The sequence below is a fragment of the Cesiribacter sp. SM1 genome, assembly GCF_020178975.1.
Lineage (GTDB): Bacteria > Bacteroidota > Bacteroidia > Cytophagales > Cyclobacteriaceae > Cesiribacter.
This window is the reverse complement of the sequence record NZ_JAHXBU010000088.1, coordinates 150,452-171,770: the sequence shown is the minus strand read 5'-3', so window position 1 is coordinate 171,770 and position 21,319 is coordinate 150,452. Positions and strand designations below refer to the sequence as shown.

Genomic DNA, 21,319 nt, shown 5'->3' with positions numbered 1-21,319 from the left:
AGTTTGTTCATCACTAAGGCAAAAATAAAAGGCATTTTCGTATTTCAAAATATTATTCTGAAATATTTTTATAAAAAGATATAAAATAGCGATCAAACATATTTTAGCGATCACTTATAGCAGTTATTTGTTTTTCAATCTATTAAAGCCCTAATTTTACGCCCGTTTAGTGCATCCTCTACCTATGAGACATAAAATATTAAGTGCCGGAGCCAAAGAGCTAACCTACGAGATTAGGGAAATTGTGAAGAAAGCAGAACTGGTTCAGCAGGCAGGGCAGGCTGTGTACTGGGAGAATATTGGTGATCCCATTCAGAAAAATGCAATTGTGCCTCAGTGGATGAAGGAAATTATCTCCGGCCTAACCCTGGATAACCGCAGCTACAGCTACTGCCCCTCGAAAGGTGTGCTGGAAACCCGTAAATTTCTGGCCAGCCTGAACAATGAACGCGGTGGGGCACAGATCAAAGCAGATGATATTCTGTTCTTCAACGGGCTGGGCGATGCTATTGGCAAGGTTTATCAGTACATAAACCCGGGCCTGCGCGTAATTGGCCCCTCACCTGCCTACTCTACTCACTCCTCTGCCGAAGCAGCGCATGCCGGACAGGAGCCTATTACCTATAAGCTAGATCCGGACAACCACTGGTATCCCGATCTGGACGACCTTTACCTTAAGGTTAAGTACAACCCCAACATCATTGGCATCCTCATCATCAATCCGGATAACCCAACGGGCATGGTATACCCCCTGGAGACGCTAAAACGGATTGTAGAGATTGCAAGGGAGTTTAAGCTCATGCTCATCAGCGATGAAATTTACCTCAACATCACCTACAATGGTGCCCGTGCTTACTCCCTTGCAGAGGTAATCGGCAATGTACCCGGTATTGCCATGAAGGGCATCTCCAAAGAACTACCCTGGCCGGGTTCCCGCTGTGGCTGGATGGAGTACTACAATCGCGAAACAGATGCAGAATTCAATAAATTCTGCGCCGTGCTCGACAATGCCAAAATGATTGAGGTATGCTCCACTACCCTTCCACAACTTGCCATACCACGCATCATGGGCGATAGCCGTTATGCCGTATACCGGCAGGAGCAAAATAAGAACATAGGCAACAGAAGCCGCATTATATCAGATATACTGGGTACTGTGCCACAGCTTCGCTTTAATGAAACCTATGGCGCTTTTTACAATACTATCATTTTTAAGGAAGGGGTACTGCACCCGGAGCAGAAATTAAAAATTGCCGATCCTGTAATAAGGGAAATGGTTGAAAAATGGGTAGCTGCTCCCGATGTAGCCCTGGATAAGCGTTTTGTGTACTACCTGCTGGGCGCTACAGGCATTTGCGTGGTCCCCATCTCCTCTTTCTGCTCCGACCTGAATGGCTTTAGGGTAACACTGCTGGAGGAAAATGAAAGCCTGCTAAAACAAACCTTTACCCGATTAAGGGATGCCCTGCTCGAATATGTAAACTCATAAAAAATAATGTTTACAAAGCTAAAAAGGCAACAATCCGGTAATGGGTTGTTGCCTTTTTACTTTGATAGCTTAATACAAAATAATCAGCTTAAATCAGCCGCTGTAAATATTATATCTTATAACACAGCAGGCAGAATACTGCCAACTATGTGTACAAAAAGCATTATAACAGAAACAACTGGAACTTAAGCTTTTATACAGCATATAATCTGAATGCTTTATGATACTTACTCTATTTCCTGCTAAAGAAGCAGAGCATAAAGCATTGACTTATTACACTTTTTATAGGTTATACTTGAGTATTTTACTATGCTTTTATATCAGATAACTTGATCATATTTGCATCAATACTATGTTCCTGCACCAGTTCTGCAGCAAATTTATAGCTACCCCGTGGCACAAAAAGATTGAGGCTGCCACCCTTCATTTTTGCAAATACCTCAAGAGCTTTCCACTTACTGATCAGGGTACTCTGCTGGTCTTCATCGGGGTTCTTTACTACCAGCTCAAAATAATGCTTACTACTTCCACGCCTGGCTGTAAAATCCGGTGTTAATGTAATGCCCTCCTTTAACATCTTAAGTGATGCCGGGCTGTTGTAACCTTCAAAATCAGCTTTTATATCTTCATAACCTGATCGTTGAGCATAATTTATTACCTGTTCTGCAAGTGCATTATAATCTTCTGTTCTCTTCCTTGTGTGTAGCATGTGTATTGACGAATTATTAACAAATAAATTATTTTAAATTTCAGCAACAGATTATGGTCTCCCTGCGTAGAACACCTCGACAAGCTAATAAAAGGTATTTTAACTTATGTGATGGTTCTTATTCTCTACAAGAACATCAGGCTGGAAACAAACCTGTATAAGGTTGTCTGTACCTACTGAGATGATGGCTAAAAATTCTTTTTGCTGCTATGCAAGCTTGGTTTCAATACCATTTAATTTTAGCACTATATATCTTTAAGCAATCTGCTGCTTATTATATTATACGAAAAAATATTAAAAAAGCAAATAATTAGATGATTTTCTTCTATAATAATGGCTTATTTTATACAACAGGCTGAATTTTATGTAAGATAGAAGTATTAGCTGCCAATTAAAAATTTGTTATCTAATTAACATTCATATCAAAGATCCGGGGTTAAAGCTTGTTTTTTGCTGACATCTTTGTTTATTTTGAAAGTCCAATTTTTTTCCTTGTTCATCCAGTTTAACTAACTCAATTTTTGGAGGATTCCTTAAGATGATCTTCAATTCTATTGACTTTGCAATTTTTCTGCCAATAGTCTTTGTCCTCTACTGGTTCGTAACCAACAAAAACCTTCGGCTACAGAATTTCCTGATCGTGATTGCCAGCTACCTGTTCTATGGCTGGTGGGACTGGCGGTTTCTGTCGCTTGTAATTTTCAGTACGGCAGTAGACTACAGCCTTGGGTTGTTTATAGAAAAGCAGGAAGATAACACCAAAAGAAAAGCCCTGCTCTGGACCAGCATTATTGTTAACCTGGGCTTTTTAGGAGTTTTCAAGTACTACAACTTCTTTATAGACAACTTTACTACCGCATTTACCTTTTTCGGCGGAGAGATACAGGCCAACTCCCTCAACCTTATTTTGCCGGTGGGCATTAGCTTTTACACCTTCCAGACCCTTAGCTACACCATAGATGTATACAGAAGAAAACTGGAACCTACCAGGGACTTTATATCTTTTGCCGCCTATGTGAGTTTCTTTCCACAACTTGTGGCAGGCCCCATTGAAAGAGCCACCAACCTGCTGCCGCAGTTTAACTCCCCCAGGAGCTTCGATTACTCCAGGGCCGTAGATGGCTTAAGACAGATCTTGTGGGGCCTTTTTAAAAAGGTGGTTATCGCAGATAACTGTGCCGAATATGCCAACCAGATCTTTAACAATTCAGCTGACTATTCCGGCAGTACGCTGGTACTTGGAGCACTGTTATTTACTTTCCAGATCTACGGCGATTTCTCCGGCTATTCTGATATTGCCATTGGCACCTCCCGCCTGTTTGGCTTTGACCTGATGCGCAACTTTGCCTACCCCTACTTCTCAAGAGATATTGCAGAGTTCTGGAGACGCTGGCATATCTCTCTTTCTACCTGGTTCAGGGATTACCTGTACATTCCCCTGGGTGGCAGTAAAGGAGGCATGTGGATGAGCATTCGCAATACTTTTATCATCTTTATAGTTAGCGGCTTCTGGCACGGCGCCAACTGGACTTTTATTGCCTGGGGCGCCCTTAACGCAATTTACTTTTTACCCCTGCTCCTGACTAAAAGAAACAGAACTAACATGGGCATTGTAGCGGAAGGCAGGCTACTCCCCTCAGGCAGGGAGTTTGCTGGTATGATCACCACTTTTGCACTTACAGTTTTAGCTTGGATCTTCTTCAGGGCAGAGAATATTGGCCATGCCATGAGCTACATATCCGAAATCTTCTCTACTTCCCTGCTTGCTGCACCCGAAGTACTGCCTTACCGGGAGCTGGGGCTTATTGCCCTGTTTCTGCTCATTGAATGGATTGGCAGAGAAGATGAATATGCCATTGCCCGCATTGGCGTAAAATGGCCCCGCCTTTCGAAATGGGCGTTTTATTACTTTTTAGTTGGCGCAATCATTGTGCTGGGTGATAAAAAACAGGCATTCATATATTTCCAATTCTGATCATGAACAAATTTTTACGTCTGGTTCTGCTTTTTTTGTTACCAATCATTGTATTGGGCATAGGCCTTGAAATAGGACTGCGTAACATTCCTAATGATTACGTTTATAAAAGGGAATACCTGAAAAATAATGCCGACAGCATCGAGGTACTCTTCCTGGGCAGCTCCCATGCCTACTTTGGCATAAACCCTCAGTTCATCAACAAGAAGAGCTTTAATGCCGGCCAGGTTGCACAGTCTATCGGCTATGACTACAAGATCCTGGAGCGTTATTTCAGCAACAGCAAAAAGCTGGAAGCCATTGTAGTACCAGTTTCTTACTTTAGCTTTCATTACAAAATTGAAACCGGCACCGAATCCTGGCGTGTAAAGAACTACTCGATCTACCACGATCTCTACACCACCAACAGGTTAAACGACTACAGTGAAATATTAAGCAATTCTGTAAAGTCAGGCATGCTGCGGGTATATAACTACTACCTGAAAGACAAGGCTGAAATAGCCTGCTCGAAACTGGGCTACGGCCTCAATAATACCTACGCAAAGAGAAGAGACCTGGCAGAAACCGGCGCTCATACTGCTAAAATGCATACGTATCCCGATCTGGCAGATTTTGAAGAGAATTACCAGGCTATGCTCTCTATCATAAAATTTGCAGAACAGCGAAATATAAAGGTATTGCTTTACACCCCCCCTGCTTTTGAGACCTATGTTAAAAACCTCTACCCCGTTCAGCTAAACAAAGCAATTACCACCGCACAGGCACTTGATAAAGCATTTGAGAATACTTATTACATCAACCTGCTGCAGGATCGGGCCTTTGTTGAACGCGATTTTTACGACGCCGACCACATGAACGAATTTGGTGCTGAAAAGCTCACAAAAAAGATCGACAGCGTATTATCAGATTTTACCAGATATCAGCAGCTGCAACAGCAGGAACCAGCACCCAAAGTGCTAACCAGCAGCATGGAATTTCAGCAATAGTCCTGGGCTAATATCCATAGCGGATCATACACATAGTTCGCTATGGATATCAGACTACACCACCCGCCCCAGGCGCATAAATACAGGGAAGCTCACTTCCTTGATTTCTCCGGGCATCCATACAGATTGCACCTGCTCTATTAACGCTTTCACCGGATTCTCGCCCTTTTCTTTCATATAGTGCTGCACGGCAGACCAGGTCTTTAGAAAGCCCTCCAGCTCTGCCAGTGTCCACTGCCTGCTAATGGTAAAGCTTTTTCGTTCCCCTTCCTCCTGGAATGGGAAAGGGATTGTCCGGTACTCTTCATCAATATAGCGGCGCTCATTATCCCAGTAAGGTCCTGTAGTCTGCTTATAGAAATAATCAATGATCCTGTCTACCTCCGGATCTACTCGGAAGAGGCCATACCCCCATACAGCCAGCACGGCTCCCTTTTTAGAAACTCTCCGTACCTCGTTGTAAAAGGCATCGAAATTAAACCAGTGAATGGCCTGTGCTACAGTAATCAGGTCGAATGTATTTTTATCGAAAGGTGTTTGCTCTGCCCTGACTACCTGGTAATAGACATTGTCTTTATCGATTGCATTTTTCAGCTGGTTCTCACTGATATCTGTTGCATCTACCTCCTGGAAATAATCGGCCAGCACTGCAGCTACCTGGCCATTGCCTGTTCCGCAATCCCATGCCGATTCCCTGCCTTTTACATGGCGAAGAATAAAATCATATAACTCCAGGGGGTATTCGGGCCGGTACTGACGATAGGCCGCTGCCTGTTTGGAAAATAGATCTTTTGGCTGCTTCAAGGCAATATTTGGTTGATGTTCCTTATTCTTTTCGTAAGCGCTCGTCAAAAAGTAGCGGCTCATTTTCAAGCAGTACTACCTCCGGCATAAGCGGATGCAGGGGGTTTATTAATATGTTGTGCTCACCGGGTACCAGTACACTAGGCACCCTCAGGGCCAGGCTCTTTTTCTCCAGCAACCACTGAGTACCCAGATCTTTTAGCTCTTCCGGCCCGCGGCGGCTGTTCCATTGTGGTGGTAGCTGTGCTGCAGGAAAATCCTGCAGGGCCTCATCGGGAAACTGCAGAGTTAAACAGCGGTGCTCCATGGAAAAATCGCGGCGGCTAAGGTGTACCAGCTTTTCGAGTATGGCCAGTGCTTTGCTCTGGGCGGTATAGAGAATGCGATGCCCCTGCCGGTGCCAGCGCCCATCGGTATAAAGGCCGCCGGTACCATTTAAATCGCTGGCATAGCGGGCTATTACCACACGGTATACCTTCATCAGGGCAGAATGCTATGCTCCAGCTTGTGTAAATCGGCCAGTACCAGGCTGCGGCCGGTGCCGTTGCGCAGGGTAGCCATTGGCGTCATGTCGTAGTAATAGTAATTAGGGGTATTAAGCCACTTCAGAAAATCGCCCCTGTCTTCAAATACTTCAAGTCCTTTGCTGTAGATCTTCACCAGCTCAATAAGGGCGTCGGTAAGGTGAGGGCCCAGGTTTTTGCCATCCTGCAGGCGTCGCTCCAGGGTACTGCGCGAGGCATTCAGCAATAGGGTAAGCTCTCCTACCCCCAGCTCATACAAGGCCATCAGGTCGCGCAGGGCACTGCCGGGCAAGCCTTTATCGTGCAGGTAAAATAAATCCAGCTCGTTATCGATACCGGGAATTCGCACCCTGTTATTGGATATTTCAAAAACTTCCATAGCCTTTCGTCAATTGATACTTAAATATACGTCAATTGACGAAGAAAGTAAATAGAAAAGCCGGAAGCTTTTAGAATCTTCCGGCTATTGCCCCATAGGGCGGTGGGTTTACCAATGTGCGTTGGTTATCGAAATCTTTAGTCGTTTATGTTCGCTTTTAAAGTGAGCGTTTGTGTTGGCGCTGTAGGGTCGTTTGAGAAGATGGTAACAGTTTTGTACTGTGTACCCCTGCGGCCTTCTGTATTGAAGCTAACTTTTAGCTGTGCCGATTCGCCCGGCTGCAGCGTAGATTTATCAGGGGTAGATACTGTACAACCACAGTTGGCCTTGGTATCGCGTATGATCAGCTCTGAACGTCCGTTATTGGTAAGGGTAAATTCTGTTTCTACCGTATTACCCTGCCTTACATTACCCCATTCGTGCGTTGAGCGGTCTATCTGCAGGCGAGGTGCTTTGGCAAGCTCAGACTCAGTCATGGGCGGAAAATACTCCTCAATGGTAGTAGAAAGGGTAAATACCTTGCGGTTTTCTCCTTCGGCCTCATTGGTTGTAAAGGCTATATTGTCTGTTACCCAACCCAGATCACCTTTGGCAGCGGCATCGTAGGTGATGATGATATTGCCACGGCCTTTGGCAGGCAGCGTCTGGGGCTCGAAAGCAATATTTACATACTCGGGTACTTCAATGTTCTTTTTACTGAAAACCAGCGGCTTTTCGCCCTGGTTGTATACTTCAAATTTTTTAACAGTTGGCTTTTCAGTTGTAACCTTACCCATATTAAAGTTGCGGTACTTCAGGCGAAGGTTTCCCATCTCGTTCGGGAAGTCATCTTCAGCTGTGCGAGGCTTGGGCTTTACAACTCCCTTGATGTTCAGGATAGAAACGTTAGGCTCGGCATTGGTATTAACTGTAAGTGTTTTATGAAACTGGCCGGGGCGGTTCTGCGGGTTATATTCTGCCACCACAAAGCCTTTCTGTCCTGGCATAATTTCATCTCTGCTCCAATCAGGAGTAGTGCAGCCACAGGAAGCTTTTACCTCCAGTACCTTAATGGGCACCTCACCTGTGTTGGTGAACTCAAACTTATAGCGAATGGGACCACCCTCTTCAGGTACTTCACCAAAATCATAGGTATTGGATTCGAAGCTGAAGCTCGCCATCTTTTTTTCAAAGCCCTGCCGCTCTACCAGCTGCTGTGCCTGCAAGGCAGGAGCACTTGCTAAACCTAATGCTACAATAAAAATCCACTTTTTCATATGTGCCTGAAACTGTTGCCTGAATTTACCAACTTCTTATGAAAGTACAAATATCCAAAAATGGTGCCGGGGTATTCGATTTTGTAAGGAATTAGCGAAAAATTCAAAAAAACCTGCTTTTACTCCGCTCCTTTTTTACTTTTGGGTTTAAAACAGGCTTTCATGGCACGCATACTCACAGGCATACAAAGCAGCGGGCGTCCGCACTTAGGTAATATTCTAGGTGCTATTCTGCCCGCAATTCAGTTAAGTAATCAGTCTGGCAACGAATCACTCTTTTTCATAGCTGATTTACACTCTCTTACTACTATTAAAGAACGCGGGCAGCGCATCGAAAACGTAAATGCAGTAGCCGCAGCATGGCTGGCTTTTGGCTTCGATACCGAAAAAAACATCCTATACCGCCAGAGCCGTATTCCGGAGGTTTGTGAGCTTACCTGGTACCTGAACTGCTATACGCCATTCCCCATGCTGGCAAATGCCCATAGCTTTAAAGATAAGCAAGACCGGCTTTCCGATGTAAACGCAGGCCTGTTCACCTACCCGGTGCTGATGACGGCAGACATCATCATGTACGATGCCAACCTGGTGCCAGTGGGCAAAGATCAGAAGCAACACCTGGAAATGGCCCGAGATATTGCTTCCGCCTTCAACACCCGCTACGGCGACACCTTTGTACTGCCGGATGCACGCATAGACGAGCAGGTGATGACGGTTCCCGGCATTGATGGACAGAAGATGAGCAAGAGCTACGGTAACATCATCGATCCTTTTCTGCCAGACAAGCAGCTGCGCAAGCAGGTAATGAGCATTGTAACCGACAGTACACCGCTGGAAGATCCGAAAGACCCCGACACTGATAATGTGTATGCCATTTATAAACTGCTGGCTTCACCAGACCAGGCAGAAGAAATGCGCCAGAACTACCTGAAGGGCGGCTATGGCTACGGACATGCCAAGCAGGCACTCTTTGAGCTGATCATCACCCGCTTTGCGGAAGAACGCAAAACTTTCTGGTACTATATGGAGAACCAGCATGAGCTGGAGCGCAAACTGCAGGAAGGCGAAGCAAAGGCCCGCCAGATAGGCCATAAGGTGTTGCAGCGCGTAAGAGAAAAACTCGGTTATGCCTGAAAAATTAAAAGTCCCGGTTAGCCTATACACCGGGACTTTTAATTTTGATTTATGGTGTGATAAAGAATAAACTGCCCAACGTGCTGGTGAACGATTTCTTCTCCCAAACCTTCGGGATTATAGCGATATTTATAGACGGCAGCTATTTCGAAAGCATCTGAAAGTTTAAAGGCAACACCCGCTCCCGCCTCGTTCCTGTCAAAGGGGTTAGGGCCTACTTCCGGACCAGAATGTAAAACTATTTCCTCGAAGGCGGTTACCTCCATCCAGTTATTTAGCCTGTAGGCTATCTCCAGCTCGTAGCGGTAGCGCATCCGCTCAAAGGCTATTCCGGCATTGTTGTACTCACCCGTACTATTCTGCTGCTCAAAAAAGCGCTCCTCTAGCCTGTAGCTGTGCTCAAAGCTTAGCCGATCACCTACCCCATGCTGGTAAGTTAGTTGTTGGTGCGGCCTGATTTCCATGCGCAGGCTAACATCATCACGATAAGGTTCTATGGGTTCCAATTCCCAAACAAACATAAATCCAGCATCTGCCTCCCAGCCTTTACCAAGCTTGCGGATGAGGTGGCTGCGCAGCCTGAACTCTCCCTGCCGCCAGGGGTAGATAAATGCCCTTTCTTCCAATTCCTGCTCTATCTGCCATTTATCCTGAAGGGGCAGTATTAGATTGTAGCGAAACCAAAGCAGCTGATCGGTACGCACAGGAGGATCATCATCTGAACCCTGCGCAGCCACAGGCAGGCACAGGAAAGTACAAAACACCACCAAACACAAACAGCAAAATTTGCATGCCACGGCTTTAACAGCCTTACACGTGCCTGCAGGTGGTTTATATTGTCGTTGCCGGTAAGCCATACACCAAAAATTATAAATCCTACAGGGTACACACACTGCACTTCTTGTAGTGTAAGACTGGTAGAATTACCTGAATTTTAGGAGAAAACCTGCCCGAAGCGCTATTTGTTGAGCGCTGTTAACATAAAATTACCATTGCACTACAGCCGCAACAAATGAAAAAGAAGAAGGCCACCCTGAAAATCAGCATGGCCTTTTCTGCATATAGATCTGCTTATAATTTTTTCTGGAAAAGCTTATTTCGCCATCCAAACATCCTGCTGTTTTTTTGGAGAGATGATAAGCACAATACGTACAGGCGATGGTGCAATAGCAAGCTTGGTGCCTTTGCTGGGAATTTCATCTACCTCAACGGGCACACCACCCTCTGCAGGCAGCCAGCTGCCATCTTCTGCCACAACATACTTATTTGCTACGTAGGCTATAGGCATTAGTACATCGTTGTCGGGGCAAAGATCATCGTGAACCGTATGCAGGGCATCTTCCAGATAATCGCCGTAGGTATCCTGAAAATCATCTTCCAGGTCGTGTAATTCTTCCTCTACATCGTCGTAGCGGGGATCGTCGTAGCCAAGGGCGGCCAGCTCGTTTTTCTTTTTTGCAAGCGAAAGCAAGTCGCGTTCCAGGTCTGTGAGGTTTACCATGTGTGCTTGTTCTATATTACAAAACTTGCCCTTTTTAAAACATTATCCAACCAACTGGCTAAAAAATGAAAAGCCTGCTGAACATTCCTGTACTTCTTCCACTTCTTCTTTAAACAGCCTTCTGCTATCTTTGAGCAGGCAACTAGCACAAACCTTTAGCTGCTGGGTTTGCATAAGCCCGCCTATTTTTATTAATTGGTAGCAGGAAATAAATTTTTAACCGCAATGGAACAGGATTTTTTGCCCATCAACGGCACCGATCATATTGAATTTTGGGTTGGGAATGCCAAGCAAAGTGCTATGTTTTACATGGCAGCCCTTGGTTTTGAATTGATTGCCTATGCCGGCCCCGAAACCGGCCAGCGGGACCGCGCTTCCTATGTACTACAGCAAAACAAACTCCGCTTTATACTTACCTCTTCACTGCAGCCCGATACCGAAATAGCAAATCATGTGTACAAGCATGGCGATGGCGTAAAAGTATTGGCACTCTGGGTTGACGATGCAGAAAAAAGCTTTAAAGAAACCACCAGCCGTGGCGCCGAAGCCGCCATGCCCCCGGAACGACTGAAGGATGAGCATGGCGAGGTAGTAGTATCTGCCATAAAAACCTATGGTGAAACCATTCACAAATTTGTAGAGCGCAAAAATTATAAAGGCGCTTTTATGCCGGGCTATGTCGCTAAAAAAAGTAGCTACCCCGTTAAACCAATCGGCTTAAAGTACGTAGATCACTGCGTGGGAAATGTAGAGCTGGGCCAGATGAACAAATGGGTGCAGTTTTACGAAGATGTAATGGGCTTTAAACTGCTTATCACTTTTGATGATAAAGACATCAGCACCAAGTATACCGCGCTCATGAGCAAGGTAGTGAGCAACGGCAACGGCTATGTTAAATTCCCGATAAACGAACCCGCTGCGGGTGTAAAGAAATCGCAGATCGAAGAATACCTTGATTTTTACAAAGGTGCAGGTGTGCAGCATATTGCTATCGCTACAGATGATATTGTACAGACCGTTAGCGAAATGCGCGACCGTGGCATTGAATTCCTGTATGTACCGGAAACCTACTACGAAGATTTGTTTGAGCGCGTGGGTGAAATAGAAGAAGATCTGCAGCCACTAAAAAACATGAACATACTGGTAGACAGGGATGAGGAAGGTTACCTGCTGCAGATTTTCACTAAACCGGTACAGGACCGCCCCACCCTTTTCTTTGAGATCATTCAGCGAAAAGGAGCCAAAAGCTTCGGCAAAGGCAATTTCAAAGCCCTGTTCGAAGCCATAGAACGGGAACAGGAATTAAGAGGAAATTTATGATTACATGCTTGGCGTTGTGATGCAAAAGGCATGGGATGAAGACTGTATTCTCATACCTCATGGCTCACACCCCAAGCCTAAAATATTACTTTTTAATACATGGAAGTTAAAGACAAAGCACAGGCATGGCTCAGCAGCCCGGCGGTAGATGAGCAAAGCAAGCTGCAGATAAGGCAGTGGCTCGACAGCAACAATGAAAATGAACTAACCGAAGCATTTTACAAAGACCTTGAATTTGGCACCGGTGGTTTAAGGGGTATTATGGGTGTAGGCTCCAACCGTATGAACAAATATACGGTAGGACTGGCAACCCAGGGACTGGCCAACTACCTGAAAAAATGCTTTCCGGATCAGCAGGTTAAAGTAGCCATAGCCCACGACAGCCGCAATAACAGCCGCTTTTTTGCCGAAACCACTGCAGATGTTTTTTCTGCAAACGGCATACAGGTTTACCTGTTTGAGTCTTTGCGCCCAACGCCGGAACTAAGCTTTGCCATTCGTCACCTGGGCTGCCAGAGTGGTGTGGTGCTTACAGCTTCGCACAACCCTAAAGAATACAACGGCTACAAAGCCTACTGGAACGATGGTGCCCAGCTGGTGCCTCCGCACGATAAAAACGTAATTACAGAGGTAGGCAAGCTTAAAGATATAAGCGAGGTTAATTTCAATAAAAACCAGCAGCTTATCAGCCTTATTGGCAAAGAGGTTGACGAAGCCTACATCAGCAAAGTAGTGGGCCTAAGCGTGTCTCCTGAGGCAATAAAGGCACAGTCAGATCTGAAAATTGTGTTCACCCCTATTCATGGCACTGGTATTACCCTTGTACCGCAGGTACTGCAGCGCATGGGCTTTCAGAATGTGCATGTAGTGCAGGAGCAGGCCGAACCAAACGGCAACTTCCCTACCGTAGAATATCCTAACCCAGAAGAGGCAGAAGCTTTAAGCCTGGCCCTTAAGAAAGCAAAAGAGCTTGATGCGGATATACTGATGGGCACCGACCCCGATGCTGACCGTGTGGGTATTGCCATCAAGAACAATGCTGGTGAGTGGCAGCTCCTGAATGGTAACCAGACCGGTGCCCTGCTGATCTACTACATGCTGGAAGCCTGGAAAGAAAAAGGCAAATTGAACGGCAGGCAGTACATCGTAAAAACCATTGTTACCACCGACCTGATCGATACCATGGCAGAGGAGTACGGCGTAGACTGCTACAACACCCTTACCGGCTTTAAGTACATTGCAGGCGTAATCCGTGAGCTGGAAGGCAAGAAGGAATTTATTGCCGGGGGCGAAGAAAGCTACGGCTACCTGATCTCCGACTTTGTACGCGATAAAGATGCAGTAGCCTCCTGTGCCATGATTGCTGAAATGGCTGCCTGGGCAAAAAACAGCGGGAAAGGCCTCTATGAGCTGCTGCAGGAGATGTATAAACGCTTTGGCTATTACCAGGAGTCGCTTGTATCTGTAACCAAGCCTGGCAAGAGCGGTGCCGAGGAAATTCAGAAAATGATGAGCGAGCTTCGCGAAAATCCACCGCAGGAAGTAGGTGGAAGCCCCCTGGCTAAAATCATGGATTATGAGCAGGGCATCTGCTGGAAACCAAATGAGGGCGAAGAAGAGCGACTGGACTTTCCACGCTCAAACGTACTGCAGTTCCTGACCGAAGACGGCAGCAAAATAAGCGCCCGCCCCAGCGGTACAGAGCCTAAGATCAAATTTTACGTTAGCGTTAACACCAAAGCTAAAGCCGGAGAAGATGCCCAGGATGTAAAAAGCCGCCTGGATAATAAAGTACGACAGATCGTGGAAGATATGAAACTTAAGTAATCCAGAAGAAAGAAGTGAGAACATAGAAGTAAGTCAAAGCCGCGGGTACCCTCACCTGCGGCTTTTTTAATGGCACTACTTCTTTTGCAGCTCCTGCCGTTCAATTATGCTCCGATAACTGGACTGGTTAGTTTCTGATGATTTTTTGATCACAGAAATAGATCCGTCTGTTTCCAGCACAATAGCCTCCACCTCATTGAGGCTGCTGAATTTCTTCTTGCGCACGGCTCCCAGTAAAGAATCCTCACGTACCCGCTGTTTACGCATCGCTTTTTCAATAAACTGCCCCCTGTAATACAGCAAGGTTGGCTGCGAGGTTACCAGCTGGTAAAACCAGCGGGATTTATTTTCCAGCTTTGAAACAATGAATTGCAGTACTGCCAGTAGCAGGAATGTAGTAACAGCTTCTGCAACAGACACCTGTTTTGCAGTAAGAATACGGCCATAGGCTGACCCAAGTGCCACTGTGATAACAAAATCAAAGGCATTCATGCTGGCAAGGGTACGCTTGCCCGACATTCTAAGAATAAAAATAATAGAAAAGTAGGTTAAGGTACCCACTACGATGGTACGCAACAGGGGCTCCCATCCATTCCAGAAAAATACTATATTATCCATTAGATTCTAACTTTGAGGGCCACCGCCAGGCAGCATTTTGTGTTAAGCCCAGGAGCAGCTTTCTTCTGTCGCCATTTTCCCTGAACTTCTGTTCAAACTTATTCTTATCGCAAACAGGTACCCCCGCCCTTTTTAACTCTTCCCAGTCTGGTAGGGGTGGCACCTCCTTGCTGGCATGTATATGGGCAGCTTTAAGGGTGCTCATATAACTGCTGATAGAGGCTCTGATCGATTTTAAAACAGTTGCTGAAGGTCGTTTGCTCTCCTCTACACATTCCATGATGATGGTGAGGGCGTCGTCCAGCACAGGTAAAGCAATTGAACTTGATTTATCAGCATTCTTTGCATGGTAGTAATGCAAAATAGGATAGGCCAGATGCTGCTCATTTAACATTGCCAGCTGCCCCGATAAAGCATTCAGCTGAATTTCAATAGACCCAAAACTTTCCCCTGTCCATTGTGCTGCCACAAAGCTGTCTGCTGTTTTAGCAATACTGGTTACCTTGCTTGAAAAAGAGCGTTTGGTTACAACTGCAGAAACTATCTGCATTACATAAGTGATAGAGAGGGTTACCAGCCCCATGCCACTGAATGCAACAAAGGAGCTTAATAACTGCCACAGATCTCCCTGGGGTAGAAAATCGCCATTTCCTACCGTAAACATAACATAGGCTACATACCACATGGTGCCTATAAAGTTTGGGTATTCCCCATCTGAGGTTTCCAGTGAACCGGGCTGTGCGTAAAACATCATAGACCAGCCCAGCCATAAAAAAAATATCCAGGAAGCAACGGTAAAAAACAGCACCAGCGGCCCGGCAAGACTAAGGGCTTTATGCCTTTTTTGTTTGAATATTGCCCGCCACCCAAGCCAGAGGAGGGTAGTTGCACGTGTAGTTATGGGAGAGGAGTTACCATCAATCCAGATGGTGGTCCACAGAGCTTCAATAATAAACCATAGTACAATTATGCCACCGGCAATCAGGAGCAACCAATTCATGCAGTATTTTTTGTAGGTAGAGTATTTCCTACTATTCAACCGGTCCTGCCATTATTTGTTCTCCTGCTTAGCAATGCACAAAAGAATAGCCTGCATTTCTGCAGGCTACTCCTGGTGTCTACAAACATATACATGCATTATTACCGATCCTTGTGAGTACGCAGGTAACTGTCTGCAGACAAAGGTCCTGATCCCCAGAAGAAGAAGAAAACCAGTAAAAGCAATACGGCAATCGAAAGCATAAGCTCTCCGTTGCCTGTAAGCATGCCCTGGTGAATGTTAACGAAAAAGATAGCACCGATCAGAATAGGGATCTGAAAGAGAATGGCTACCCTGGTTTTCAATCCCAGGATAATAAGTATGCCTCCTACCAGGTGCGCGAACACCACATAATGCGCTAGCGCAATGGAGGTAAAGGGAACCCCGCTTTGCATAATCAGTTGTTGCAGTGCTGCATTATCCATAATAAAGACTACTCCTTTCACCAGAATAATCAGCCCCAGCAGCACCCGCAGGCTGTCGAGCCAGGCCGGATGGTGAGTCTCACCATAAGCCTCCCATTTTTGAATTGCATTCATAGGCTAAAAATTTAGTTTTCAATAAGTTAAGCATTAAACCAAAAGATATCAAGCGCCCGGTTCTATATTACTGAACAATACCAGCCGGTTTACCATTGAATATGAATGAGTAGCGTAAATACTCCTGCTAATTTTCATCAAAAACCCCACAGCTGAATACCCCATGGCTACCATTAAAATATATTCTGATTATGTATGCCCCTACTGTTACCTTGGGGAGCAGATTCTCGAAGAGGTGAAACGGGAAAACCCCGATCTGTCCATAGAAGTAGAATGGATGCCTTTTGAGCTGCGCCCCTACCCTACTCCCACCCTTAAACCAGAAGATGAGTATTTGCCCAGGGTATGGCGGCAATCGGTTTATCCAATGGCAGAGCGTCTGGGGGTAGATATTAAATTACCTACCGTATCGCCACAGCCCTACACCCATCTGGCCTTTGAGGGTTTTCAGTATGCAAGCGAAAAAGGCAAAGGAGCAGCTTACACAAACCGCATGTTTGAGGCTTTCTTTAAAGAAAATAAAGACATAAGCGATGTAGAAGTGCTTACTAGACTGGCAGAGGAAATTGGGCTTGACCCCGTAGATTACAGAAATATATTGGAAACCAGGCAGTACAAACAAACCCACAGAAAAGCACTGGAACAATCGTATCAGCAGGGAATAACAGCAGTCCCTACTTTTAAAATAGGCGGACAGTTTTATCCGGGAGTAATACCTAAAGAGCAGTTAAAAAAGATTATTGTGGCCAGCAATACTGCATAGCTACCCCCAACCGGCGGCCGCCCTCTTCCGGAGAGTAACCTTTGGGTTTTGGCATTTATGAGGCTGGTTCTATTCATCATCCATCAGTGTATACTAACTCTAAGAAACTTACACATGCAGAGTGCCTGGTTAGCAGGCTGTTCCACAGATTACTTCAGAGAGCAACAGCTAGTTTAAACGGTTAAACATCAGCGGAATAGCACAATCTACAGCATTAGGCAGGCACAGTCAATCATATAAAATAATATAGAAATAATTGAAATATATACACCAATTTATATATTTGAGTATTCTTTCTACACATATATACAGATAAACTCATGAAACATCCTCTATATTACTTTTTGCTACTGCTATGCCTAGTACCTCAATTTGTAAAAGCACAGCAATCGGTTTCGCCAGGCCAGGAAAAAGCAGCGTTTAAAAATGGCCTCTATTTAACCTATGCCGATTTTGTCACTAACAAACCCTCTGTAGCCCTGGAGGCCATAGAAAACCTGGAGTCTTTTGTAGACCTGCATAAAGGCAGCGAGCGCATAGAAGCACCAAAACTTATCTATTTCATGGTAAACGATGAAATGAAAAGTGTTGCCAGTAACGAAATCTGGGGGTTGTGCGCGTTCAATACCCCTTATGTGTTCGACGAAAAGAATTTCTATAAACTGGAGATCCTGGGCGCCATCATGAAATTCAATAACACAGATCATAAGCTGTGGAACGAAAAGCCAGGTTTACCCGGACAAAAAGTAACTACCATCACGGTTCCTAAATATATTGTTTTCCGGAGCGGTGAAATCATATCAGAAAAGCAGCAGGTAGAACAAGCATTTTCTGCTGATCCTGAATTTTTCAATGAGTACAAAAACAGCCTGAACAGCGACAGCAGTCCAACACTGGAGTCTCATATCGTGAGCTTCAACAAAAGAAATCCTGTTCAGATACCTGCCGAACTTTAACTGGTGCTCTTTGTGTATCTTTAGGAGATCAGGCTGTATTAACTGTTGCCTGCCGATCTGTTAAGATATGCTGCATACTTTGCTGAAAATATCCGGTATTGTCCTGCTCCTGATGCTGGCTGCAGGCAGTGCTTTTTATCTGATACCCCTGCCTCCACGAAAGCTCGCCCAACTGGCAGCCGAACAGGAGGCATATTTTTTTCAGGCCGAAGCCCAATGGTTAAATGAGCACAACCTTGCGGAAGTTGTTTGGGCAAAAGCCCTTGAATTTAAGCTTCGCCACGACCTGAAAGACTACCTCTCTGAGCAGCTTAGCTTAAACAGCAGTAAGCCGGCAGCAAGCATCAGTGCTTCTGCCAACCATGTGCGAAATCTCTTTATTAACCAGACACAGGGAGAAGTTCCTGTTATCTCCAATTCTGCCCTGGCCTCTTTTGTGCGGGGCTATGGCTATTGCGATCAGGTGAACGGTTACCTGGCCCTCCTTCTTTCGTCTTACCTGGATAAGGTTCAGCTCTTTGGTGTACGAAACGAAAAAGGAATAAGCCCCCATACCCTTATCCGCTCAAGGTCTGCGCTGGGGGTTGTGTGGATCGATGCCTTTAGCTGCGTAAATGCATTTGGTTTTGAGGAAGAGTTAAGCAGTAGTGGTAGAGCGCAGATCCCGTTATACAAGCAGAGAGCTGCCGGTTTGTACCCTTCTTCTTATTATAAAAATGGAAACTCGTTTAATGAGTTTGGGCTATCATATACTGCCGGTAAGGCCTATGCCAGGCTTGGCGAATTGTTAACGATCAAAAGCGCAAACATAAAAGCCTCCCTAAAACCAGCTACCGCCACAGTTGCTGCCAAAAGAAACACGGCCAATAGCGATAGACCATCCAAACAAACACTGCTCCTTGATAAACTAAAGACAGAATCATTGCTTAGTAAGCAGCTTTATATAAAAGCAAGGGTGTTCCATATTGCAGGCGAGCTGCAGGAGGCAGCTTTGCTTTATGAAAAACTAATCGGGCATAGTCCTGAGGGACCCCTGGCTGCATATGCAGCAATATTCCTGGATCGTATGAAAGGGAAAAACATACCCTGCCATTGATCTGGGCAAAGAACCCAGTAAACATTTATGCTGCAAGAAATGGAGATGCTAAGGCTTATTGCTCCTGCCGGGCTGTAACTGTAGCAAATCCAGCATTACGTGGTAGGTCTCTGTTAGCCAGACATCATTTTTCAGTTCTTCTTTGATGCGGGTATTCATGGTTTTAAGCTCCTCATCCCGCTCAAGCAGCTTTTCTGTTTCCGGCAGGTTCTGGAGTTCAAAAGGAGGTTTTACAGCACCGCCTGTTGTAAAGCTTTCATCGTACAGCTTAATCAGCTGCTCGTAATCAGCCTTAAAATATCGGGGCGATAATCTTAATGGAAAGCCATGTGCCACTATGCCGGCAAGCTTGTTTGTACGTTCCAGCTGCCTGTTATAAGCAGTATCTGCCAGCAATCGCTGCTCGCTCAGAAAGCTCAGCGCTTCTGTTGGCAGGGCAGGATCAGGATGAAAGCTAAATTTATTGGTGATTACATCTGCCCGAAGCGCAGTAGGATAGGCAGCCTCACGCATGCCCAGCACAGATATGCCATCGGAAAGCTCAATATCTGGAATAATGCCGTTGGATTGATAACTACTGCCCAGGGGCCCGTAATATTTGGCAATGGTCATTTTTACAAATGGTTCTTTTGGCTTTGACTTCTCCTGTCCGGATATGGGCATGATTACCTGTACGGTGGCTTTTCCATAGGTGGGAGAACCTATCACCAGTGCCCTGTTGTAGGTTTGCAGAGCCTGTGCCAAAATTTCCGATGCAGAGGCCGAAAAGCTGTTTACCAGTAAAACCACTGGTCCATCGTAAATAGTACCCTTGATCATATCCCGCAGCGGCTGGTTCTTGTGGAATTTATCACTTTCCACACCAAGTGTACCCTCATCTATAAACATTCCGGCCAGTTTAAGGGCTTCCATTACAGAACCGCCTCCATTAAACCGAAGGTCAAGCACGATTCCCTCTATGTCGGCATTCAGCAAATTGATAATTTCCCGGGCTACATCAGTGGCTACGCCCCTGCCATAGGGCCCGTCGAGCTGCGAGTAAAAAGCAGGTAAAGCCAGGTAACCAAAGGTGTGCTCGCCCTTTAAAACAAAACTGCTAACTACATTTTCTTCTACCTGCAGCCTTTCCTTTACCAGGTTTACTTTTTTGCTCTGTCCACTTTTTTTGCGAACTACTAGCTGCACCTGCTTAAGTGTAACATCGGCCAGCAAAGCCTCTGCCTCCTCGGCACTGGTACAGGAAAAGCTTTTTGCCTGCCCTTTTTTAGGGTGCAGGCTCAGGAGTACATCACCTTCGTGCAGTTCATTGCTTTTCCAGGCGGGTCCACCTGGTATCAGCCGCGATATTTCAATATCGCCCTGAGCATTCTCATGTAGCTGAATACCAAAAGACTCTGTTTCGGTAGAGAGAGAAGCCATGAACTGCTGCTTTGTGGTAGGCGGGAAGTAATTAGTATGTGGATCGAAAGCAGTAGAAAGTGCGCTAAGAAAATGCTCACCTACCTGTGCTGCCAGGCCTCCGGAACCATCCAGCAGCCTGCTGCGCCTGCATATAAGCCGTTCCTGAACTTTCTTACGAAGTGCAGCTTCGTTCTCCAGCTTTATCACACCTTCACCTGCTTCCATATAGGCTTCGTACAGCAGCAGGTAGCGTAGTTGTTTGTGCCATCGCTCTACCAGTGCCGCACTATCTGCAACATAATGGTGGTTAGGTGTGAGTGACAGCCGCAGCACATCTGTATCGCTAAGTACCAGCGGTTCCTGCAGCAGGCGGTTGCGCAAAGAATCAACAAAGAGATACTGGCGGTTAAAGATCCGGATACCTGTTTCCAGCGCAGTACACTTTCCTTTCTGAATGTTCTTTTCCAGGTTTTGAAAATCTTTGCGAAGCGCCTGGATTGACTGCTGGGTGAGGTAAAAACCTCCTGGATCGAGATTCTGAACAAACTCCTGGAGTACTCTTTCAGAAAAAAGGCTGTCGGTTAAAGGCGGATCGACATGAAACGTGCGCAGGGTTTGCAACAATTGCCTGGCAACTTTGCAGGGTTTTTGTTTTGCAGTTACAGGCAATAGCGCTGCACATCCCATCAGCAGGCTGAAAAGCAAAAAAATATGTAACCCCTTCCTCTTTATCATAAAAATGGTGGCAAATACCCGCTAAACCACTGTTTACCACACCTGAAATTAACAAAGTGCCGCCAATAAATTAAATGAATGTCAGATAAAATATAGATTTACTTATATCAGGCCTGTAAAGCAGTTTGGTACTGCTCCTTTTTGTTATGCTGTTCATATGAACTTCCTGCCTGGCTTTCCATTCTTACACCTGACCTTTCTTCCTGTTTTCTTTCGGGGAATTATAAAATATCACATGTCAAGCACCTAACAATCAGGCCTTTTCTTA

General features: G+C 45.5%; 20 protein-coding genes. 9 read left to right on the top strand and 11 right to left on the bottom strand.

Annotated elements, in window-relative coordinates:
* Positions 1–184: 184 nt before the first annotated feature.
* The gene (locus KWJ01_RS14565) at positions 185–1,489 is read left to right on the top strand and encodes a pyridoxal phosphate-dependent aminotransferase (protein WP_224997304.1); all 1,305 of its coding nucleotides are present in this window, start codon (positions 185–187) and stop codon (positions 1,487–1,489) included.
* A 307-nt stretch (positions 1,490–1,796) separates the two neighbouring features.
* Here the strand turns inward: KWJ01_RS14565 and KWJ01_RS14560 are convergent, their stop codons facing one another.
* Positions 1,797–2,198: a hypothetical protein gene (locus tag KWJ01_RS14560; protein ID WP_224997302.1), complete on the bottom strand. Its 402-nt coding sequence runs from the start codon at positions 2,196–2,198 to the stop codon at positions 1,797–1,799.
* A 538-nt stretch (positions 2,199–2,736) separates the two neighbouring features.
* On the opposite strand from KWJ01_RS14560, the gene KWJ01_RS14555 reads away from it, so the two are divergent.
* Positions 2,737–4,173: an MBOAT family protein gene (locus KWJ01_RS14555; protein ID WP_224997301.1), complete on the top strand. Its 1,437-nt coding sequence runs from the start codon at positions 2,737–2,739 to the stop codon at positions 4,171–4,173.
* Positions 4,174–4,175: 2 nt separating this feature from the next.
* Positions 4,176–5,159 (top strand): hypothetical protein, encoded by a 984-nt coding sequence (locus tag KWJ01_RS14550; RefSeq protein WP_224997300.1) that lies wholly within the window; start codon positions 4,176–4,178, stop codon positions 5,157–5,159.
* A gap of 54 nt (positions 5,160–5,213) precedes the next feature.
* Here KWJ01_RS14550 and KWJ01_RS14545 read toward each other — a convergent pair whose 3' ends face one another.
* The 4 genes from KWJ01_RS14545 to KWJ01_RS14530 all read right to left on the bottom strand — a co-directional run bounded on the left by KWJ01_RS14545 (position 5,214) and on the right by KWJ01_RS14530 (position 8,122).
* Positions 5,214–5,963 (bottom strand): class I SAM-dependent methyltransferase, encoded by a 750-nt coding sequence (locus tag KWJ01_RS14545; protein ID WP_224997299.1) that lies wholly within the window; start codon positions 5,961–5,963, stop codon positions 5,214–5,216.
* 22 nt (positions 5,964–5,985) lie between these two features.
* Positions 5,986–6,444 carry an RES family NAD+ phosphorylase gene (locus KWJ01_RS14540; RefSeq protein WP_224997298.1) on the bottom strand — a complete coding sequence of 153 codons (459 nt, stop codon included), beginning with the start codon at positions 6,442–6,444 and terminating at the stop codon, positions 5,986–5,988.
* A complete protein-coding gene (locus KWJ01_RS14535; RefSeq protein WP_224997297.1) occupies positions 6,444–6,866 on the bottom strand; it encodes a hypothetical protein in 423 nt (140 codons plus the stop codon). The genes KWJ01_RS14540 and KWJ01_RS14535 overlap by 1 nt, the downstream gene beginning before the upstream one ends.
* A gap of 137 nt (positions 6,867–7,003) precedes the next feature.
* On the bottom strand, positions 7,004–8,122 hold the full coding sequence (locus KWJ01_RS14530; protein WP_224997296.1) for a DUF1573 domain-containing protein: 1,119 nt from the start codon (positions 8,120–8,122) through the stop codon (positions 7,004–7,006).
* 162 nt (positions 8,123–8,284) lie between these two features.
* On the opposite strand from KWJ01_RS14530, the gene trpS reads away from it, so the two are divergent.
* Positions 8,285–9,256, top strand: a complete 972-nt coding sequence (gene trpS, locus KWJ01_RS14525) for a tryptophan--tRNA ligase (RefSeq protein WP_224997295.1) — start codon at positions 8,285–8,287, stop codon at positions 9,254–9,256.
* 38 nt (positions 9,257–9,294) lie between these two features.
* Here the strand turns inward: trpS and KWJ01_RS14520 are convergent, their stop codons facing one another.
* Both KWJ01_RS14520 and KWJ01_RS14515 read right to left on the bottom strand, forming a co-directional pair.
* Entirely contained in the window at positions 9,295–10,023 is a 729-nt protein-coding gene (locus tag KWJ01_RS14520) for a DUF2490 domain-containing protein (protein ID WP_224997479.1), read from the bottom strand.
* 326 nt (positions 10,024–10,349) lie between these two features.
* Positions 10,350–10,757, bottom strand: a complete 408-nt coding sequence (locus KWJ01_RS14515) for a hypothetical protein (RefSeq protein WP_224997294.1) — start codon at positions 10,755–10,757, stop codon at positions 10,350–10,352.
* Between the two features lie 225 nt (positions 10,758–10,982).
* Between KWJ01_RS14515 and hppD the strand changes: the two genes are divergently transcribed.
* Both hppD and KWJ01_RS14505 read left to right on the top strand, forming a co-directional pair.
* Positions 10,983–12,077, top strand: a complete 1,095-nt coding sequence (gene hppD, locus KWJ01_RS14510; RefSeq protein WP_224997293.1) for a 4-hydroxyphenylpyruvate dioxygenase — start codon at positions 10,983–10,985, stop codon at positions 12,075–12,077.
* 99 nt (positions 12,078–12,176) lie between these two features.
* Positions 12,177–13,904 (top strand): phospho-sugar mutase, encoded by a 1,728-nt coding sequence (locus KWJ01_RS14505; protein WP_224997291.1) that lies wholly within the window; start codon positions 12,177–12,179, stop codon positions 13,902–13,904.
* Positions 13,905–13,979: 75 nt separating this feature from the next.
* Here KWJ01_RS14505 and KWJ01_RS14500 read toward each other — a convergent pair whose 3' ends face one another.
* From KWJ01_RS14500 to KWJ01_RS14490, 3 genes are all read right to left on the bottom strand, one after another.
* A complete protein-coding gene (locus KWJ01_RS14500; protein ID WP_224997289.1) occupies positions 13,980–14,522 on the bottom strand; it encodes a DUF421 domain-containing protein in 543 nt (180 codons plus the stop codon).
* The gene (locus tag KWJ01_RS14495) at positions 14,515–15,522 is read right to left on the bottom strand and encodes a potassium channel family protein (RefSeq protein ID WP_224997287.1); all 1,008 of its coding nucleotides are present in this window, start codon (positions 15,520–15,522) and stop codon (positions 14,515–14,517) included. The genes KWJ01_RS14500 and KWJ01_RS14495 overlap by 8 nt, the downstream gene beginning before the upstream one ends.
* A gap of 140 nt (positions 15,523–15,662) precedes the next feature.
* The gene (locus tag KWJ01_RS14490; protein ID WP_224997285.1) at positions 15,663–16,100 is read right to left on the bottom strand and encodes a DoxX family protein; all 438 of its coding nucleotides are present in this window, start codon (positions 16,098–16,100) and stop codon (positions 15,663–15,665) included.
* A 163-nt stretch (positions 16,101–16,263) separates the two neighbouring features.
* Between KWJ01_RS14490 and KWJ01_RS14485 the strand changes: the two genes are divergently transcribed.
* The 3 genes from KWJ01_RS14485 (at position 16,264) to KWJ01_RS14475 (ending at position 18,915) form a co-directional block, all read left to right on the top strand.
* Positions 16,264–16,863, top strand: coding sequence for a DsbA family protein (locus tag KWJ01_RS14485; protein WP_224997283.1), 600 nt, complete (start codon positions 16,264–16,266; stop codon positions 16,861–16,863).
* Positions 16,864–17,183: 320 nt separating this feature from the next.
* Positions 17,184–17,819, top strand: a complete 636-nt coding sequence (locus tag KWJ01_RS14480; protein WP_224997282.1) for a hypothetical protein — start codon at positions 17,184–17,186, stop codon at positions 17,817–17,819.
* A gap of 67 nt (positions 17,820–17,886) precedes the next feature.
* Positions 17,887–18,915, top strand: a complete 1,029-nt coding sequence (locus tag KWJ01_RS14475; RefSeq protein WP_224997281.1) for a hypothetical protein — start codon at positions 17,887–17,889, stop codon at positions 18,913–18,915.
* A 48-nt stretch (positions 18,916–18,963) separates the two neighbouring features.
* On the opposite strand, the gene KWJ01_RS14470 is transcribed toward KWJ01_RS14475, so the two are convergent.
* Positions 18,964–21,051 carry a S41 family peptidase gene (locus tag KWJ01_RS14470; RefSeq protein WP_224997280.1) on the bottom strand — a complete coding sequence of 696 codons (2,088 nt, stop codon included), beginning with the start codon at positions 21,049–21,051 and terminating at the stop codon, positions 18,964–18,966.
* Positions 21,052–21,319 lie beyond the last annotated feature (268 nt).

Coding starts and splice junctions, on each gene's coding strand:
- KWJ01_RS14565 (WP_224997304.1), top strand. CDS start 185: ATGAGACATAAAATATTAAGTGCCGGAGCCAAAGAGCTAACCTACGAG.
- KWJ01_RS14535 (WP_224997297.1), bottom strand. CDS start 6,866: ATGGAAGTTTTTGAAATATCCAATAACAGGGTGCGAATTCCCGGTATC.
- trpS (WP_224997295.1), top strand. CDS start 8,285: ATGGCACGCATACTCACAGGCATACAAAGCAGCGGGCGTCCGCACTTA.
- KWJ01_RS14500 (WP_224997289.1), bottom strand. CDS start 14,522: ATGGATAATATAGTATTTTTCTGGAATGGATGGGAGCCCCTGTTGCGT.
- KWJ01_RS14505 (WP_224997291.1), top strand. CDS start 12,177: ATGGAAGTTAAAGACAAAGCACAGGCATGGCTCAGCAGCCCGGCGGTA.
- KWJ01_RS14475 (WP_224997281.1), top strand. CDS start 17,887: ATGCTGCATACTTTGCTGAAAATATCCGGTATTGTCCTGCTCCTGATG.
- KWJ01_RS14540 (WP_224997298.1), bottom strand. CDS start 6,444: ATGAAGGTATACCGTGTGGTAATAGCCCGCTATGCCAGCGATTTAAAT.
- KWJ01_RS14515 (WP_224997294.1), bottom strand. CDS start 10,757: ATGGTAAACCTCACAGACCTGGAACGCGACTTGCTTTCGCTTGCAAAA.
- KWJ01_RS14480 (WP_224997282.1), top strand. CDS start 17,184: ATGAAACATCCTCTATATTACTTTTTGCTACTGCTATGCCTAGTACCT.
- KWJ01_RS14470 (WP_224997280.1), bottom strand. CDS start 21,051: ATGATAAAGAGGAAGGGGTTACATATTTTTTTGCTTTTCAGCCTGCTG.
- KWJ01_RS14490 (WP_224997285.1), bottom strand. CDS start 16,100: ATGAATGCAATTCAAAAATGGGAGGCTTATGGTGAGACTCACCATCCG.
- KWJ01_RS14530 (WP_224997296.1), bottom strand. CDS start 8,122: ATGAAAAAGTGGATTTTTATTGTAGCATTAGGTTTAGCAAGTGCTCCT.
- KWJ01_RS14550 (WP_224997300.1), top strand. CDS start 4,176: ATGAACAAATTTTTACGTCTGGTTCTGCTTTTTTTGTTACCAATCATT.
- KWJ01_RS14495 (WP_224997287.1), bottom strand. CDS start 15,522: ATGAATTGGTTGCTCCTGATTGCCGGTGGCATAATTGTACTATGGTTT.
- hppD (WP_224997293.1), top strand. CDS start 10,983: ATGGAACAGGATTTTTTGCCCATCAACGGCACCGATCATATTGAATTT.
- KWJ01_RS14560 (WP_224997302.1), bottom strand. CDS start 2,198: ATGCTACACACAAGGAAGAGAACAGAAGATTATAATGCACTTGCAGAA.
- KWJ01_RS14485 (WP_224997283.1), top strand. CDS start 16,264: ATGGCTACCATTAAAATATATTCTGATTATGTATGCCCCTACTGTTAC.
- KWJ01_RS14555 (WP_224997301.1), top strand. CDS start 2,737: ATGATCTTCAATTCTATTGACTTTGCAATTTTTCTGCCAATAGTCTTT.